This is a genomic window from Aquimarina rubra, from assembly GCF_042684305.1.
Lineage (GTDB): Bacteria > Bacteroidota > Bacteroidia > Flavobacteriales > Flavobacteriaceae > Aquimarina > Aquimarina rubra.
This window is the reverse complement of record NZ_JBHULE010000035.1, coordinates 707,057-723,328: the sequence shown is the minus strand read 5'-3', so window position 1 is coordinate 723,328 and position 16,272 is coordinate 707,057. Positions and strand designations below refer to the sequence as shown.

Sequence of the window (16,272 nt, the reverse complement as noted above, 5' to 3'; positions counted from 1 at the left end):
CTAAAAAATTGATCTAAATTGAAGCTAAAACGCTATTTCGAAAAGCTGAAAAACACTCCTGCGCTGATACCGGTTTTTGCCATATTTTTTAATAAATATGTCTTAATCATTCTGGTGTTCGTTATATGGATTCTCTTTTTGGATACAAATTCCTGGCTTATTCATAGAGAATTAGATCAAGAAATTAAAGAGCTAAAAGACAATAAAGAATATTACAAAAAAGAAATTGTCAAAGATCAAAAGGATATTAAAATTCTGAAAGATAGTAATGAACTGGAAAAATTTGCCAGAGAGGAATATTTTATGAAACGAGATGATGAAGAAATTTATATAATTGAGTACGAAGACAGCATCCCTAAAAAAGAAAAAGATGACTAAAACGTTGTTTGAAGGTTTTGATAAAGTTTCTGCCAAAGAATGGAAACAAAAAATTCAGTTCGATTTAAAAGGAGCTGATTACAATGAAGCATTAATTTATAAATCATTCGAGGGAATTGACATCAAGCCCTTCTATAATGAAGAAGATATTGTTGATCTTAAAGAAAATATCTCCCACCCTTCTTCCTGGAAAAATTCAATTAAAATTGAAGTCGAGGATGCAGTTTCCGGTAATGCAAAAGCTTTAGACGCCATTAAAAAAGGAGCCGAAAGCATCTATTTCACAATTACCAAAGAAAACATTGATCCATCAGTACTTTTATCCAATATCCCCAATGAAACAACCTTGTATGTTGAAACTTTGTTTCTTTCACCTGACTATATCAGTAAATTAAATCTGCTTGCCGTTGGATCGAACCTTTCAATTCATCTGCTTACTGATATCGTTGGTAACTTAGCAAAAACCGGTAATTGGTTCAAAAATTTAAAAGATGATCATGTTGCCATAGAAAACATTATTGACAAAAGCACGAATCTAAAGAGCGTTATTAGCGTAAATATAGATCTACTTCAGAATGCCGGCGCTACCATGATCCAGCAATTAGCTTATGGACTGGCTCACGCAAATGAGTATCTTAATCATTTTCAAAATCAAGAGAATAATCCCTTTTCAGATAAAGCAATAATATTCAATGTTGCCATTGGAGGTAATTACTTCTTTGAGATTGCTAAATTAAGAGCTTTAAGACTCTTGTGGAATTCTTTGGCAGGAGAATATAATATGTTAAAAAAATGTTATATATTCGCGCTTCCTTCACACAGAAATAAAACTATTTTAGATTATAATGTAAACATGCTTCGCACAACAACAGAGTGTATGAGTGCTATCTTAGGTGGTGCAGATACGATTCATAATTTGCGATATGATGATATATATAATTTAGAAAACGATTTTGGGACAAGAATATCATTGAATCAATTATTGATCCTAAAAAATGAAAGCTATTTTGATATTGTGAACAATCCTGCTTCAGGATCTTATTATATTGAAAGTTTAACAAATCAGTTAGCTAGTAAAGCTTTAACGCTATTTAAAAATATCGAGGAAGCTGGAGGTTATCTGAAACAACTGAAATCTGGAACAATCCAGAAAAAAATAAAAGAAAGTGCTGAGAAAGAACAAGAGCTTTTTGACAATGAAGAGATTATTTTAACAGGTACCAATAAGTACCAGAATACTAATGAAATAAATCCCGAAATGCAGAAAAATCCCTTTCCGGAAAAGATGAAAAGAAAAACTTTAGTGAACCCAATTATAAGAAGAAGATTGTGTGAAAAACTTGAGAAAAACATCTTATAACGCAATTAATTAATAATTTATTGTTAACTTTCGTGAAAATTAACAATTAATCAACATATAATTAACAAAACTAAATCTTAATCGATGCCCCTAATGATTAGATCTAGAATTAGATTAATAACATTCTTACTACTAACGTCAATTTGTTACTCCCAAAACAGTATCAACTGTCTTAGCGTTGATAGCAGTGGACTTTATTCCAAAGCTTTTGATTCATTTGAAAAGGATTTATTTGCTCATTACAAATTTGGAAATGATTCCATAAAAACCTATCGTACATTTTTAGCCGAGGTAGCTAGTTTATCATTGGATTTAAGAAAATTACCTTCTGATAATTCTATCCAACTCGCGAGAGTTTTTAAAAAGAAAGCAAATGATCCCAATTCAATTTGGGTAAAGCTTAGCGAGTATGAAAATCAAGAAGCAACAAAAAAACCATCTCCATATACACCTTCTTCAAAAAAAGAAGAAGAAATTTTGATATTTAATTACAGAGGAGGACTGATTCAATGTCTCAAAAACAATAGTGATAGTGATGATTTTCAAAACATCATTAGTACGCTAGAAGAAGATGGAAATGTTAGTACATCACTTATCGCACAGAGAATTTATTACATTCCGGATAAGAAGTTTTGTGCATCAGAAATAAAAAAGTTTATTGCCTTTGATATTTATTACTCCATTCTTATGGTAATTGAAAAAGCCTTTGGATAATAAATATTAGAGTATTCTTTAAAAACTATTAACATAATTCGTATTTTCTAAAATAGATCATTAATAAAACCGTAATTTTACGTTTTTATTAATGATTTTTTCAATGAGAATAAGACTATATCTTCTTATTGGTTCTATACTAATCCTAATTTCTTGTAATACAGTAATACAGGAAACTCAAAATTGGATCGAAAAATCAAATTCCAACAATACCAAAATATTAGAAGGCAATTATTTTCATCTTGAAAATGAATTGATCAAAACATTTCTTCCTGAAGGTTTTAAACGACTTTCGTTAGAAACCTACAAGACTATTCTCGATTCTTCTCTTACCAAGACTCAGTTAGATAATGAAATGAAAAGATTAGAAACTATGAGAGCTATGCAGGGCTCCTTCTATCTGTTCTTTGATCCATACACAAGATCTACCTATACCTTGAACACCATGCCTTACATCAATTTTAGCAAACAAGATGCTACAATGTTACTATCTATGGTTAAGCAAAGAAACAATCAAGTAAGTCTTAACACCGGTCTGGATTTCAAAAAACTAACAGCTGCTTACGCTAAAAATAAAGATTTCACTATGTTTAGATCTATATTTCAGGTGGATAATCCAAAAGAAAATATTAGAATATTTAGTAATTTTTATATCATCACAGCAGATAAGAAAACGTTTATGATCAATCTTACAACTCCATTTGAAGTAAATTTTGATAGATATATTGAAAAAATGAAATTTTGAAATGACCAGAAAAAATATTCAACATATAACACTTAATTCAGAATTCAGAATTCAGAATTCAGAATTAAATACATTCACTACTTCAGAAGGCATTGAAATAAAGTCTGAATACGATTATGAGGATATAAAAAACCTTGATCATCTTAACTTTGTAGCAGGAATTCCTCCTTATTTACGCGGTCCCTACTCTACTATGTACGTAAGAAGACCCTGGACAATCAGGCAATATGCCGGATTTTCCACAGCAGAAGAAAGTAATGCATTTTACAGAAGAAACCTGGCTGCCGGTCAAAAAGGATTGTCTGTAGCTTTTGACCTTGCGACTCATCGTGGATATGATAGTGATCACGAAAGAGTTTTTGGTGATGTAGGAATGGCCGGAGTTGCCATCGACACTGTAGAAGATATGAAAGTGCTCTTTGACCAAATACCATTAGATAAGATGTCAGTTTCTATGACCATGAATGGTGCTGTACTGCCCATAATGGCTTTCTATATTGTAGCAGCAGAAGAACAAGGAGTAGATCAAAAATTACTATCAGGAACTATCCAGAATGATATTTTAAAGGAATTTATGGTGCGTAATACATACATCTACCCACCTACTCCGTCTATGCGAATTATCAGTGATATTTTTAAATATTGCTCTAAAAACATGCCAAAATTCAATCCGATAAGTATTTCAGGATACCACATGCAAGAAGCAGGAGCTACTTGTGATATTGAATTGGCATATACACTGGCAGATGGACTTGAATATATCAGAAAAGGAATTGAAGCAGGTTTAGATGTGGATTCGTTTGCTCCTCGTTTATCATTTTTCTGGGCAATAGGAATGAATCATTTTATGGAAATTGCCAAAATGCGTGCTGCTCGTATGCTTTGGGCAAAATTGATCAAACAGTTCAATCCTAAAAATCCAAAATCCCTGATGCTCCGAACACACTGTCAAACCAGCGGATGGAGCCTAACCGCCCAAGACCCTTTTAACAATGTAGCAAGAACCTGCATAGAAGCCAGTGCCGCGGCTTTTGGAGGAACACAAAGTTTACATACCAATGCATTAGATGAAGCTATTGCGCTACCCACAGATTTCTCTGCTAGAATAGCCAGAAATACGCAAATATACCTTCAGGAAGAAACACAAATCACACGCACTGTAGACCCATGGGCAGGAAGTTATTATGTTGAATCTTTGACTAACGAAATTGCAGAAAAAGCCTGGAAACTTATAGAGGAAGTCGAAGAATTAGGAGGAATGACCAAAGCCATTGAGGCCGGAATTCCAAAAATGCGTATCGAAGAAGCAGCTGCACGTAAACAAGCTAGAATCGATAGTCAACAAGATCTAATCATTGGAGTTAATAAATTTCAGCTGGAAGAGGAAGAACATATTACTACCTTAAAAGTCGATAACGAAGCCGTAAGAAACCAGCAAATCGACGGTCTAAAAAGAGTAAAAGATTCGAGGGATGAAGAAGCCGTACAAAAAGCTTTACTTGATTTAACCGAAGCCGCCAAAGATGATGAGAAAAATTTGTTAGCTTTAGCTATAGATGCTGCTAGATTGAGAGCAACCTTAGGAGAAATTAGTGACGCTCTAGAAAAAGAGTTTGGAAGATATAAAGCAGAAATCAAAACATTTACAGGAGTGTATGCAAAAGAAATAAAAAATGACGAGTCTTTTAATAAAGCTAGAGAACTGGCCAACCGATTTGCTGAACTCGAAGGCCGAAGACCAAGAATAATGATTGCAAAAATGGGACAAGATGGGCATGATCGTGGCGCAAAAGTTGTTGCGACCAGCTATGCAGATGTTGGTTTTGATGTAGACATAGGGCCGCTGTTCCAAACTCCGGCAGAAGCTGCTAAACAAGCGGTAGAAAATGACGTACATATCGTAGGAGTTTCCTCATTAGCCGGAGGACATAAAACATTGGTCCCCCAAATCATAGGAGAGTTAAAAAAGTACGGAAGAGAAGATATCATGGTGATTGTAGGTGGAGTTATTCCGCCGGATGATTATGATTTCTTATTTCAGGAAGGTGCCGTAGCTATATTTGGTCCCGGAACCAAAATTAGTGATGCAGCTATCACCATACTTGATATATTAATTTCAACATTAGAATAATTTTAAAATACTATGCGTGCATAGTATTTTAAATATAAATTGTAACTTTCACCTTAAAATAATGATATAATAATATATAAAACATATGAGCTATACTGATAAAATGCTTCGAGATGGAGCGCTGGAAGGAAAAAACATTGTAGTTACCGGAGGTGGTAGCGGACTCGGAAAGTCTATGACCAAGTATTTTATGGAGCTTGGTGCAAAAGTGGCTATTACATCTCGTAACCTCGAAAAACTACAAGGCACCGCAAAAGAGCTAGAAGCAGAAACCGGAGGTACTTGCCTACCACTCCAGTGTGATGTAAGACATTATGATCAGGTAGAAGCTATGAGAGATCAGGTTTTAGAAGCGTTTGGATCTGTAGATGTATTATTAAATAATGCAGCTGGAAACTTCATTTCTCCTACAGAACGTTTATCGGCAAATGCTTTTGATACCATCATCGATATTGTACTTAAAGGAACAAAAAACTGTACCCTCGCTTTTGGAAAACATTGGATTGACACAAAATATCAAAACACAAATGTATTAAACATTGTAACTACGTATGCTTGGACAGGTTCTGCTTATGTTGTTCCAAGTGCAACCGCAAAAGCTGGAGTGTTAGCAATGACCAGATCACTAGCTGTAGAATGGGCAAAATACGGAATGCGATTTAACGCGATTGCACCCGGACCTTTTCCTACCAAAGGTGCCTGGGACCGATTGCTGCCTGGTGATATGAAAGATAAGTTCGACCTCTCTAAAAAAGTACCTTTACAGCGTTTGGGAGAGCATCAAGAATTAGCAAATCTGGCCGCCTATCTTGTTTCCGACTTCTCTGCATATGTCAATGGTGAAGTAATCACTCTAGATGGTGGAGAATGGTTAAAAGGAGCCGGACAGTTTAATTTATTAGATCAAGTTCCTGAACAAATGTGGGATATGCTAGAAGCTGCGATTCGCGCAAAAAAGAATAAATAAAATACACTTAAAAAATAAAATTTAAATTGACTGAATATCAGTGTTTTCAACTGATGTTCAGTTTTTTTTTGAAAAAACTACGATTTTAGAGGGTAACATTTACTAGCTGTTAAACACTTACTAGTAGATAATCGTCTACTGAAATACTCTTAAAGAGAGTATTAAGGGTAACAAAAACCTAATTGGTTATGCCTTTTTCCAGAATAAGGATGTTTGTTTTACATTCAACTAAAAAAATAGTTGAATGTTATAAGTTTTACCTATTTTTGAAATCATTAACAATAATAATTCATCAATGAACAGAAAAATAATTTTCAACACATTTATTGGGGCCTTTTTATGTAGTATTCCACTTTCTGGAATTGCACAATCAGCTACTGCTAAGGAATTAGGAACAACTACAGACGTAAAAAAGGAAGATAAAATCCCGGTAGACCCTAATGTTAAAGTAGGTAAATTAGATAACGGTCTTACCTATTATATCCGTAATAATGGAAAACCAGAAGATAAAGTAGAATTAAGGTTAGTTGTGAATGCCGGATCCATTCTGGAAAACGAAAATCAATTAGGTCTTGCTCACTTCATGGAACACATGAACTTTAATGGAACCAAGAACTTTAAAAAGAATGATCTTGTTGATTATTTACAAACCATTGGTGTGAAATTTGGTGCAGACCTTAATGCATATACAAGTTTTGACCAAACCGTCTATATTCTTCCTATTCCAAGTGATGATCCTGAAAAACTAGAAAAAGGATTTCAGATTATTGAAGATTGGGCGCACAACGCAGAGTTGACAGAAGAAGGAATTGATGGAGAAAGAGGTGTTGTTCTAGAAGAATATCGACTTGGTAAAGGAGCTAACGAGCGTATGTTGCAAAAATACTTACCAATTATTGCTTATAATTCTAAATATTCTGAACGTTTACCAATAGGTACAAAAGAAATATTAGAAAATTTCAAGTATGAGGATGTAAGAAGCTATTACAAAGATTGGTACAGACCCGATTTAATGGCTGTTGTTGCTGTGGGTGATCTTGATGTTGCCACTTTAGAGCAAAAAATAAAAGACCATTTTGGTAGTATTAAAATGCCTGAAAACCCAAAAAAAAGAGAGTCTTTTGACACTCCAAACCATCAAGAAACACTTATCGCAATAGTATCAGATAAAGAAGCTTCTAATTCTATTGTGAGGCTTATGTATAAGGATAAAGAGATTTCTAAACCAATGGAAACTACTAACGATTATAGAAAAGCCATTGTAGAAAGAGTATTCACTCAAATGATGAACAGTCGTTTAAACGAATTACGAAATAAGCCTAATCCACCATTTGTATTTGCAGGAAGTAGTCACAGCGGAACTTTTGCTAGAAATCGAGATGCATACCAATCCTTTGCACTTACCTCAGAAACAGGCCAATTAAAAGCTTTAAAGGTCATTCTTCAAGAAAACAAAAGAGTACAACAGTATGGTTTTAAAGCGAGTGAATTGGAACGTGCAAAAAAGGAAATTTCTGCTAATTGGGAAAAACAATATAAAGATAAAGACAAAAGAGAATCTGCCCGTATTGTCGGAGAGTATATCAATAATTATCTAGAGCAAGAACCCATACCCGGAATCGAATGGGAATACCAATATACCATGACGCAATTACCAACGATCAGTCTTGAAGAGGTGAATGCATTGATAAAAGATTTCTTGCATGATGACAATAGAGCTGTTGTAATGACGGGACCAGAAAAGGAAGGGTTAAAACAAGTAACAAAAGAAGAGATTCTTGCGCTACTAAAAGATGTAGAAACTTCAGCAATCGAAGACTATAAAGATGAAGAAGTTCGAGAAAACCTTATAGAAAACGCACCTAAACCAGGCAAAATTATTGCTTCTAAAACTAATGATAAACTAGGCTACACCGTTCTAGAACTAAGTAATGGAGCGAAAATCACCTATAAGAAAACTGACTTCAAAAACGATGAAATTCTATTTTCTGCATATAGTTACGGGGGGAGTTCGTTGTTTTCTATTGAAGATTACAAACAAGTTTCTTTTGGCTTAGGTAGCATCGCACAAACCGGATTAGGAGGATTATCACTCAACGATATGAGCAAAGTTATGGCGGGTAAAATTGCAAATGTCCGTCCATATATTAATAATGTATCAGAAGGATTCAACGGTTTTGCAACTCCTAAAGACTTGGAAGTTCTATTCCAGCAAGTACACCTCTATTTCACTGATGTTAACAAAGATGAAAAAGCTTTCAGATCAGACCAAGAAAAAACGAAAGGTTTTTTAGCGAACTATTTATCGAATCCCCAGAATTATTTCAGAGAAGAATTTAATAAATTCCAGTTCGGAAAAAACCCGAGATACACCGGATTCCCAACGCCTGAAAAACTTGATGCTGTCAATTATGATCTCGCGTATGAAAAATACAGAGAAAGATTTGCAGGAGCTGGTGATTTCAATTTTTATTTTGTCGGTAATATTGATGAAGAGAAATTAAAAGCTTTTGCAGAAAAATATATAGGTAGCTTACCGGAAGCCGGAAGAAAAGAAACTTACAAAACAAACGATTTTAGACCAATATCTGGTGCACACGAAAAAACCGTATATAAAGGTAAGGACCCTAAAAGTTCAGTAAATATTATTTGGAGAGGTGAAACTGCATTTGACAAAAATGAAGCGCTTCAATTAGAAGCTTTAGGCGAAATTTTAAGCATTAAGTTAATAGAAAAACTTAGAGAAGAAGAAGGCGGTGTATACGGTGTAGGAGCTAGAGGAAACATGTATAAAATTGCCCCTTCGGGTGGTTATAGCGGATATCGATTTGCAATATCTTTCCCTTGTGGACCAGAAAATGTAAAAAAACTAACGGATGCCGCCATTAACGAAGTGAAAACAATTATAAGCGAAGGTCCTACAGACAAAGATCTAAATAAGATTAAAGAGTCTAGATTGTTAGATTACAAGGAAAAAAGTAAGCAAAATTCGTTTTGGTTAGGAAGCCTTCAAAATGCAGATTATAATCGAATTCCTTTAGAAGATGGAGAAAGCTATACCGAAACCATTAAAAAATTATCGAAGGAAGATATCCAAAAAATTGCTAAAAAATATGTAGATACCGGATATGTTTTAGGTATATTAATGCCAGAAAAACAATAAAAGGTTTTACAAAAGCTGCTCTTACAAATCTGAAATACAGGGTGTTTTAAAACACCCTGTATTTTTTTTATAAATTTTTAAAGGTTTTCTGGTAACATATCTTTGATTTGGACACTTACTAAAAAGGACATTTAACAAATAACAACTATGAAGAATACGATTACTTTCCTAATTACCTTATTAGTAAGTACCATCATTTTAGCTCAAAACGAATTTGAACCAGGCATTATACGTTTAAAAAACGGTGAAGAGCAAAAAGGATTGATTCAATTTTTTAACAAAAAAGATTATAACACAATTCTTTTTAAGGAATCAAAGAATAGCCAAGTCAACTCAATTACATCTAATCAGATTTCATATTACTTGTTCGATGCGATTGACAAAAAAGTAATTACTGAGACAATTAACTTCAAACCTGTTTTCATGGAAGTCATAGTTGAGGGAAAAGCAAATCTACTTCTATACAACGATGAAAACGGTAATAAAAGGTATTTTCTAAAATCTGAAAAGTCAGGCTTGAAGGAATTAGATGTAATTATCAAGAATCAAGGAGATTTAAGTAAAGGACAATTCAAACTAAAAAGATACCTTGGAATATTAAATCTTGAATTTAATGATTGCCAAATCATGAAATCTAATATCAATAACATCAAATTAACTTTAACCAGCTTATCCAAGGCTTTCCTCGCATATAATGATTGCGTGGAAAATACTACTTTTAAATCCGAAAGATTAAGTAGAAAAGATTCTCATATCATAACTATTGAAGCTGGATTAAACGCTACAGGAATAGCTGAAAAAGGAGAACGGGTAAGAGGAAAAGGATTTAGTAATTCATTAACCCCTACTTTTGGGGCAACCTATTTATACACACCAACTTTATTTAATTCAAAAACCTCCCTTTCAATTGGCGCATCATACAATCAAATAAACTCCGAAACTGCATATTTCAGAAATGACGAGGTACTAATAGGAAATTATAGGATTACCAAAATAAACCCTAAAACTATAAATATGAAATTTGGTATCCACTATAATTTTAACCAATCTAAAAGAAAAATAAATACCAGTTTAGGCATTTTTTATATTAATAGTCGCTTGTTAAACGTAGACTCCGCTTATCTAAGAATTGACGACGTAGGAAATGAAGAGTATTTATATGAGGATTTTAATGTGCCGATAGAAAAAAGTTCTTCAGGTTTTGCAATTGAGCTAGGCATTCAATACAGGATTCTTGAGCATAATGATCTTACCCTAAAACTAGCTTACGAGAGAATAGGTGATTTCTTAGACTATGTTGGTGCAACCTATGCAAGTAATACTTTCTCATTAAAGCTAGGATATAATTTTAAATTATAATTTTAATTTCGAAATAAAGATTGCTTAGAGACCGTCAACACTGATGGTCTCTTTTTTATTAAGCACTGTTGATATTTTTCATTTTTATAATGTATAATTAATTGTATTTTTATCGCTTAAAATCCAAATCTCCCCCAATGGGTAAAATAATAGCGATTGCCAATCAAAAAGGTGGTGTTGGTAAAACAACCACTTCTGTAAATTTAGCAGCTTCTCTAGGTGTATTAGAGAAAAAAGTATTACTAATAGATGCTGATCCACAAGCCAATGCGACTTCTGGATTGGGTTTAGATGTAGAAAGTATTGAAAAAGGAACCTATCAGATTCTGGAACACACTATTAAACCTGCAGAAGCAATTTTAGAAACTAACTCTCCCAATGTAGATATCATACCTGCTCACATCGATCTGGTAGCTATCGAGATTGAACTTGTTGATAAAGATGAACGGGAGTATATGCTGAAGAAAGCAATAGAGGGACTTAAATCTGATTACGATTATATTTTAATAGACTGTGCACCTTCACTCGGATTACTGACCTTAAACGCACTAACAGCATCAGATTCCGTAATTATTCCGATTCAGTGTGAATATTTTGCCTTAGAAGGATTAGGTAAGTTATTAAATACAATTAAAAGTGTTCAGAAAATCCATAACCAACATCTTGATATTGAAGGTTTATTACTAACCATGTACGATTCGAGATTGCGATTATCGAATCAAGTAGTTGAAGAGGTACAGAAACACTTTAATGAAATGGTTTTTAAAACAATCATTCAGCGTAATATACGTTTAAGTGAAGCACCAAGTTATGGTGAAAGCATAATAAATTATGACGCTGCTAGTAAAGGTGCGAGTAATTACTTAAGTTTGGCGCACGAGATTATAAAGAAAAATAGTTAAGGATTCATGGCGAAGGCAACTAAAAAACAAGCTTTAGGTAGAGGACTATCGGCTTTACTTAAAGATCCGGAAAATGACATAAAATCAGCAGATGATAAAAACGCTGATAAAGTAGTTGGAAATATAATTGAATTGGATCTCAATAGTATTGAGGTGAACCCTTTTCAACCACGTACAAGTTTTAATGACGAAACACTTCAGGAACTTGCTACTTCTATTAAAGAGATAGGTGTAATACAGCCAATTACAGTAAGAAAATTAGATTTTGACAAATATCAGTTAGTAAGTGGGGAAAGACGTTTTCGTGCTTCAAAATTAGTTGGATTAAAAACGATCCCTGCCTATATTCGTATTGCAGACGATCAGGAATCCTTAACGATGGCACTGGTAGAAAACATACAGCGTCAGGATTTAGACCCTATCGAGATTTCTTTATCATATCAAAGATTGATCGATGAGATTAAATTAACTCAGGAACAATTAAGTGATCGAGTAGGTAAAAAAAGATCTACTATTGCTAATTATTTGAGATTATTAAAATTAGACCCTATTGTACAAACCGGAATACGGGATGGGTTTATTTCGATGGGACACGGTAGAGCATTGATCAATATAGAAGATCAGCAACAACAGCTGGATATTTATGAAAAAATTATTGGAGATTCTTTATCCGTTCGTAACACTGAGAAATTAGTTAGGTCTTTAAATAATAAAGAAGAAAAAACTGAAACTGAGAAAACCGAAAGTAAAGCTCCTCAATATATCTTAAAAGGAATCAAAGATTTTTCTGAATATTTTGGAGCGAAGATTGACGTGAAGGTTTCCAGTAACGGACGAGGGAAGTTAATAATCCCATTTTCTTCAGAAGAAGATTTTAAACGCCTAAAGAAACTTATTGATAGTGAAAACTAAGTCTTTTTATATTATTCTATTCCTGTTTTTTTGTGTTCATACTTGCTTTTCTCAAGAAGAAAATGAGAGTGAAGAACTAAAAGTTGTTACAGAAGAAGTAGCCGTGAAAAAAAAGAAAAAAAGAAATAAGAAAATAAGACCCTACGAACCTTTGGCTCCTGCCCGAGCGGCTTTTTATTCTGCTATCTTACCGGGATTAGGACAAGCGTATACTGGAAAATACTGGAAAATACCGATTGTATATGGTGCTTTAGGTGCCGGAATATACTTTTACCTTGATAATAATGCCATTTACAATGACTTGAGAGATGTTTATAAAGCAAGGTTATCCGGTGAGGACCCTAGTTCTTTGCAGTTTCCCGATTTTTCAGATGATCAATTAATTGATTTGCAAAGACGATTTAGAAAAGATCAGGAATTATCGTTGCTAATTACCGTAGGGTTGTATGTTCTCAATATTATCGACGCAAATGTAACCGCTCACCTTCAGCAATTTAACGTTTCAAAAGATCTATCTTTCAAACCTAAAATAAATTTCAACCAATTTGATGTAAGACCTAGTTATGGGATGTCATTAAATTATAGTTTTTAGACTTATAACCAACAACCACCAAAAAAATATGAATATTGCTCTTTTAGGATATGGAAGAATGGGTAAAACCATAGAAAAAATTGCAACCGACAGAGGACATACTATCGTACTCAAAGTAGACAAGGATGACAAAGAGTATGATCTATCTGCCGCTGATGTAGCTATAGATTTTAGTATTCCTTCTGCAGCAGTTGAAAATATTACAAACTGCTTTAATGCAGGAGTTCCTATTGTTTCGGGAACAACAGGTTGGCTGGATCATTATGATCACATCATATCATTATGTAATGCAAAAAAAGGTGGTTTCATTTATGCATCGAATTATAGCTTAGGAGTTAATTTGTTTTTTGAATTAAATAAAAAATTAGCTAAAATGATGAGTCCCATAGAAGGATACGACATCCATATCGAAGAAATTCATCACACTCAAAAATTAGACGCACCTAGCGGTACGGCTATTACATTGGCAGAAGGCATTATAGAAAACACAGATAAAAATGGCTGGCAACTAGATAAAGGAGACGAAAAAAACATCCCTATTGTAGCTAAAAGAATCGAAAACATTCCCGGTACTCATACCGTTACTTATACATCCCAAGTGGATGATATAGAAATTAAACATACTGCACATAATCGTCAGGGGTTTGCGCTTGGGGCAGTAGTTGCTGCAGAATGGTTATGCGGTAAAACAGGAGTTTTTGACATGAAAGACGTTCTGGGATTATAATCAACAAATTAAAAAGTGTAACACTTTTATAGTTATATACACTTATACTTAAAACATAGAATAATGACACTATCAGAATGGTTTATTTTTTTCCTGGCAATACAGGTAGTACATTTCTTAGGAACCTGGAAATTATATATTAAAGCAGGAAGAAAAGCCTGGGAAGCAGCAGTACCCGTGTACAATGCTGTAATATTAATGAAAATAATCAATCGCCCTTGGTGGTGGGTTATTTTGTTATTTATTCCTGTGATCAACGTAATTATGCTTCCTGTTGTATGGGTAGAAACCATCAGAAGTTTTGGCAAAAATTCTACCACTGATACCATCTTAGTGATCGTAACCTTAGGCCTATATATTTATTATGTAAATTATATGCTGGATGTTACTTATGTCCAGGATAGAGATCTAAAACCAAGAACCGGGACAGGAGAATGGATCAGCTCTATTCTTTTTGCTGTGGTCGCAGCAACCTTGGTACACACCTATTTTATGCAGCCATATACTATACCAACAGGATCCTTAGAAAGAACCTTATTGGTTGGTGATTTCTTGTTTGTAAGTAAGTTTCATTACGGTGCCAGAACCCCGATGACCGCAATCTCTTTTCCTATGGTTCACGATACCATACCTTTGGTAAAAACCAAATCGTACAATAGCGATATACAATATCCATATTTTAGACTACCTGGTTTCCAAAACATTAAGCGTAATGATATTGTAGTATTTAGCTGGCCCGTAGATACTGTACGTTTCTTTAGAGATCCTTCCGGAATTCATGTGTATAAACCAATCGACAAAAAATCGAATTATGTAAAACGTTGTGTAGGTATACCGGGCGACTCTTTATCTGTAGTAGATGGGTATGTATATATCAACGGAAAACAAACCGAATTACCGGATAGAGCCCAGTTACAGTTTTCATATGAGGGGCGTACAAAAGGTAAAAGTTTTAATATGGACAACCTGTACAAGCGCTACAGGATCAAACAAAATGAATTTGGCTATAACAACGAAATATTTCAGTCTGGTGGTTTAACCAATGAAGCTGCTGCCAAATTTAAAAATCATCCTAATGTAGCTAGTCTTGATAGAGCTATTAAACCTCAAGGCATAAAGGAGCCTGGTATATTTCCTAACAACGGAAAAGTAAATTGGAACAGAGATAATTTTGGAGCTATTTATATTCCGGAAGCTGGTAAAACGGTAAAAATGGACCTAAAAAGCTTTTCTTTATATAGAAGAATTATAGAAGTATACGAAGGTTCTGAAATGGGTATTGACAATAAATTATCTGTTAATGGAACTCAAGTGTTATTGAATGGAAACCCTATCGACAGCTACACGTTTAAACAAGATTATTATTGGATGATGGGTGACAATCGTCATAATAGTGAAGATAGCAGAGCCTGGGGTTACGTTCCCGCAAATCATATCGTAGGAAAACCTGTTTTTATCTGGATGAGCTGGGATAGTGATGCCAAAGGACTTTTTAATAAAATAAGATGGGAACGTCTATTTACTACAGTAGGAGGTAATGGAAAACCTGTATCCTATTTTTACTATTTCCTGATTGTATTAGCTGGTTGGATCATTTTCAGTAAGTATAGAAAAAAGAAGAAGGCAAGTTAGTATATGAACAGAAATAGCAAAATACTTGTTGGTTTAAGTGTTCTGGTAATTAGTATTTTTCTATTTATTGCGTACGGCACAGATGTGTGCAGATATTATAGAAATGCAAGTACTGCAAATGCTCCAACATTACCTGTCGGAAGTAGAATGCTTGTTTCTTCTCTTATTAAGCCTAATCGATTAGACTTTGTAACATTCAAAGTGGGAGATTCTCTGTTCGGTAAAGGTAAAATAATCCAAAGATTAGTAGGTATCCCTGGTGACACTTTGGAAATTAAAAACGGAAAACTGTTTATCAATGAGCATCTTGTGGATAGTTCCCTTAATTTAGCTCATAAGTATAGAGTTCCATTTAAGATGGCAGAAGTAATTAAACAAGATCTATTGAATATGTATGACGGAATGCCTTATTACTTTCAAAATAAAGATTCTGTTACTTTATTTATTCCAAAAAATATCGCAAACATTAATGATCTAGGAAATTATCGCATCATTGAGAATAAAAAGAAATTTGATGAGCTTATTTTTTCAATATTTAATAAAAAATGGAATAAGGATCATTTTGGACCATTAATATTAAAAGAAAAAGAATATTTTGTAATGGGGGATAATAGAGACAATTCTCACGATTCTAGATACCTAGGGCCAATTCTACAGGGACAAATTATTGGCAAAGCGATTAGATTTTAA

The 16,272-nt window shown here is 33.9% G+C and carries 14 protein-coding genes; all 14 read left to right on the top strand.

What is annotated here, in order from left to right:
• Positions 1 to 18: 18 nt before the first annotated feature.
• The 14 genes from ACFSR1_RS23040 (at position 19) to lepB (ACFSR1_RS22975) (ending at position 16,272) form a co-directional block, all read left to right on the top strand.
• On the top strand, positions 19 to 378 hold the full coding sequence (locus ACFSR1_RS23040) for an FtsB family cell division protein (protein ID WP_378295378.1): 360 nt from the start codon (positions 19 to 21) through the stop codon (positions 376 to 378).
• Positions 371 to 1,738 (top strand): methylmalonyl-CoA mutase subunit beta, encoded by a 1,368-nt coding sequence (locus tag ACFSR1_RS23035; protein ID WP_378295377.1) that lies wholly within the window; start codon positions 371 to 373, stop codon positions 1,736 to 1,738. The genes ACFSR1_RS23040 and ACFSR1_RS23035 overlap by 8 nt, the downstream gene beginning before the upstream one ends.
• Before the next feature lie 93 nt (positions 1,739 to 1,831).
• Entirely contained in the window at positions 1,832 to 2,452 is a 621-nt protein-coding gene (locus ACFSR1_RS23030) for a hypothetical protein (protein WP_378295376.1), read from the top strand.
• 103 nt (positions 2,453 to 2,555) lie between these two features.
• Positions 2,556 to 3,197 (top strand): hypothetical protein, encoded by a 642-nt coding sequence (locus ACFSR1_RS23025; protein WP_378295375.1) that lies wholly within the window; start codon positions 2,556 to 2,558, stop codon positions 3,195 to 3,197.
• A gap of 1 nt (position 3,198) precedes the next feature.
• Entirely contained in the window at positions 3,199 to 5,328 is a 2,130-nt protein-coding gene (gene scpA, locus ACFSR1_RS23020) for a methylmalonyl-CoA mutase (protein WP_378295374.1), read from the top strand.
• Positions 5,329 to 5,413: 85 nt separating this feature from the next.
• On the top strand, positions 5,414 to 6,295 hold the full coding sequence (locus ACFSR1_RS23015) for an SDR family oxidoreductase (protein WP_378295373.1): 882 nt from the start codon (positions 5,414 to 5,416) through the stop codon (positions 6,293 to 6,295).
• 295 nt (positions 6,296 to 6,590) lie between these two features.
• The gene (locus ACFSR1_RS23010) at positions 6,591 to 9,458 is read left to right on the top strand and encodes a M16 family metallopeptidase (protein WP_378295372.1); all 2,868 of its coding nucleotides are present in this window, start codon (positions 6,591 to 6,593) and stop codon (positions 9,456 to 9,458) included.
• Positions 9,459 to 9,605: 147 nt separating this feature from the next.
• A complete protein-coding gene (locus ACFSR1_RS23005) occupies positions 9,606 to 10,817 on the top strand; it encodes a hypothetical protein (RefSeq protein WP_378295371.1) in 1,212 nt (403 codons plus the stop codon).
• 137 nt (positions 10,818 to 10,954) lie between these two features.
• Complete coding sequence (locus tag ACFSR1_RS23000) at positions 10,955 to 11,719, top strand: ParA family protein (RefSeq protein ID WP_378295370.1); 765 nt, start codon at positions 10,955 to 10,957, stop codon at positions 11,717 to 11,719.
• Positions 11,720 to 11,725: 6 nt separating this feature from the next.
• Positions 11,726 to 12,631: a ParB/RepB/Spo0J family partition protein gene (locus tag ACFSR1_RS22995; RefSeq protein WP_378295369.1), complete on the top strand. Its 906-nt coding sequence runs from the start codon at positions 11,726 to 11,728 to the stop codon at positions 12,629 to 12,631.
• A complete protein-coding gene (locus tag ACFSR1_RS22990; RefSeq protein ID WP_378295368.1) occupies positions 12,621 to 13,223 on the top strand; it encodes a DUF5683 domain-containing protein in 603 nt (200 codons plus the stop codon). Before ACFSR1_RS22995 ends, ACFSR1_RS22990 begins: the two co-directional genes overlap by 11 nt.
• Positions 13,224 to 13,251: 28 nt before the next feature.
• Positions 13,252 to 13,950 (top strand): 4-hydroxy-tetrahydrodipicolinate reductase, encoded by a 699-nt coding sequence (gene dapB, locus ACFSR1_RS22985; RefSeq protein ID WP_378295367.1) that lies wholly within the window; start codon positions 13,252 to 13,254, stop codon positions 13,948 to 13,950.
• A gap of 63 nt (positions 13,951 to 14,013) precedes the next feature.
• Entirely contained in the window at positions 14,014 to 15,582 is a 1,569-nt protein-coding gene (gene lepB, locus ACFSR1_RS22980; protein ID WP_378295366.1) for a signal peptidase I, read from the top strand.
• Positions 15,583 to 15,585: 3 nt separating this feature from the next.
• Positions 15,586 to 16,272: a signal peptidase I gene (gene lepB, locus ACFSR1_RS22975; RefSeq protein ID WP_378295365.1), complete on the top strand. Its 687-nt coding sequence runs from the start codon at positions 15,586 to 15,588 to the stop codon at positions 16,270 to 16,272.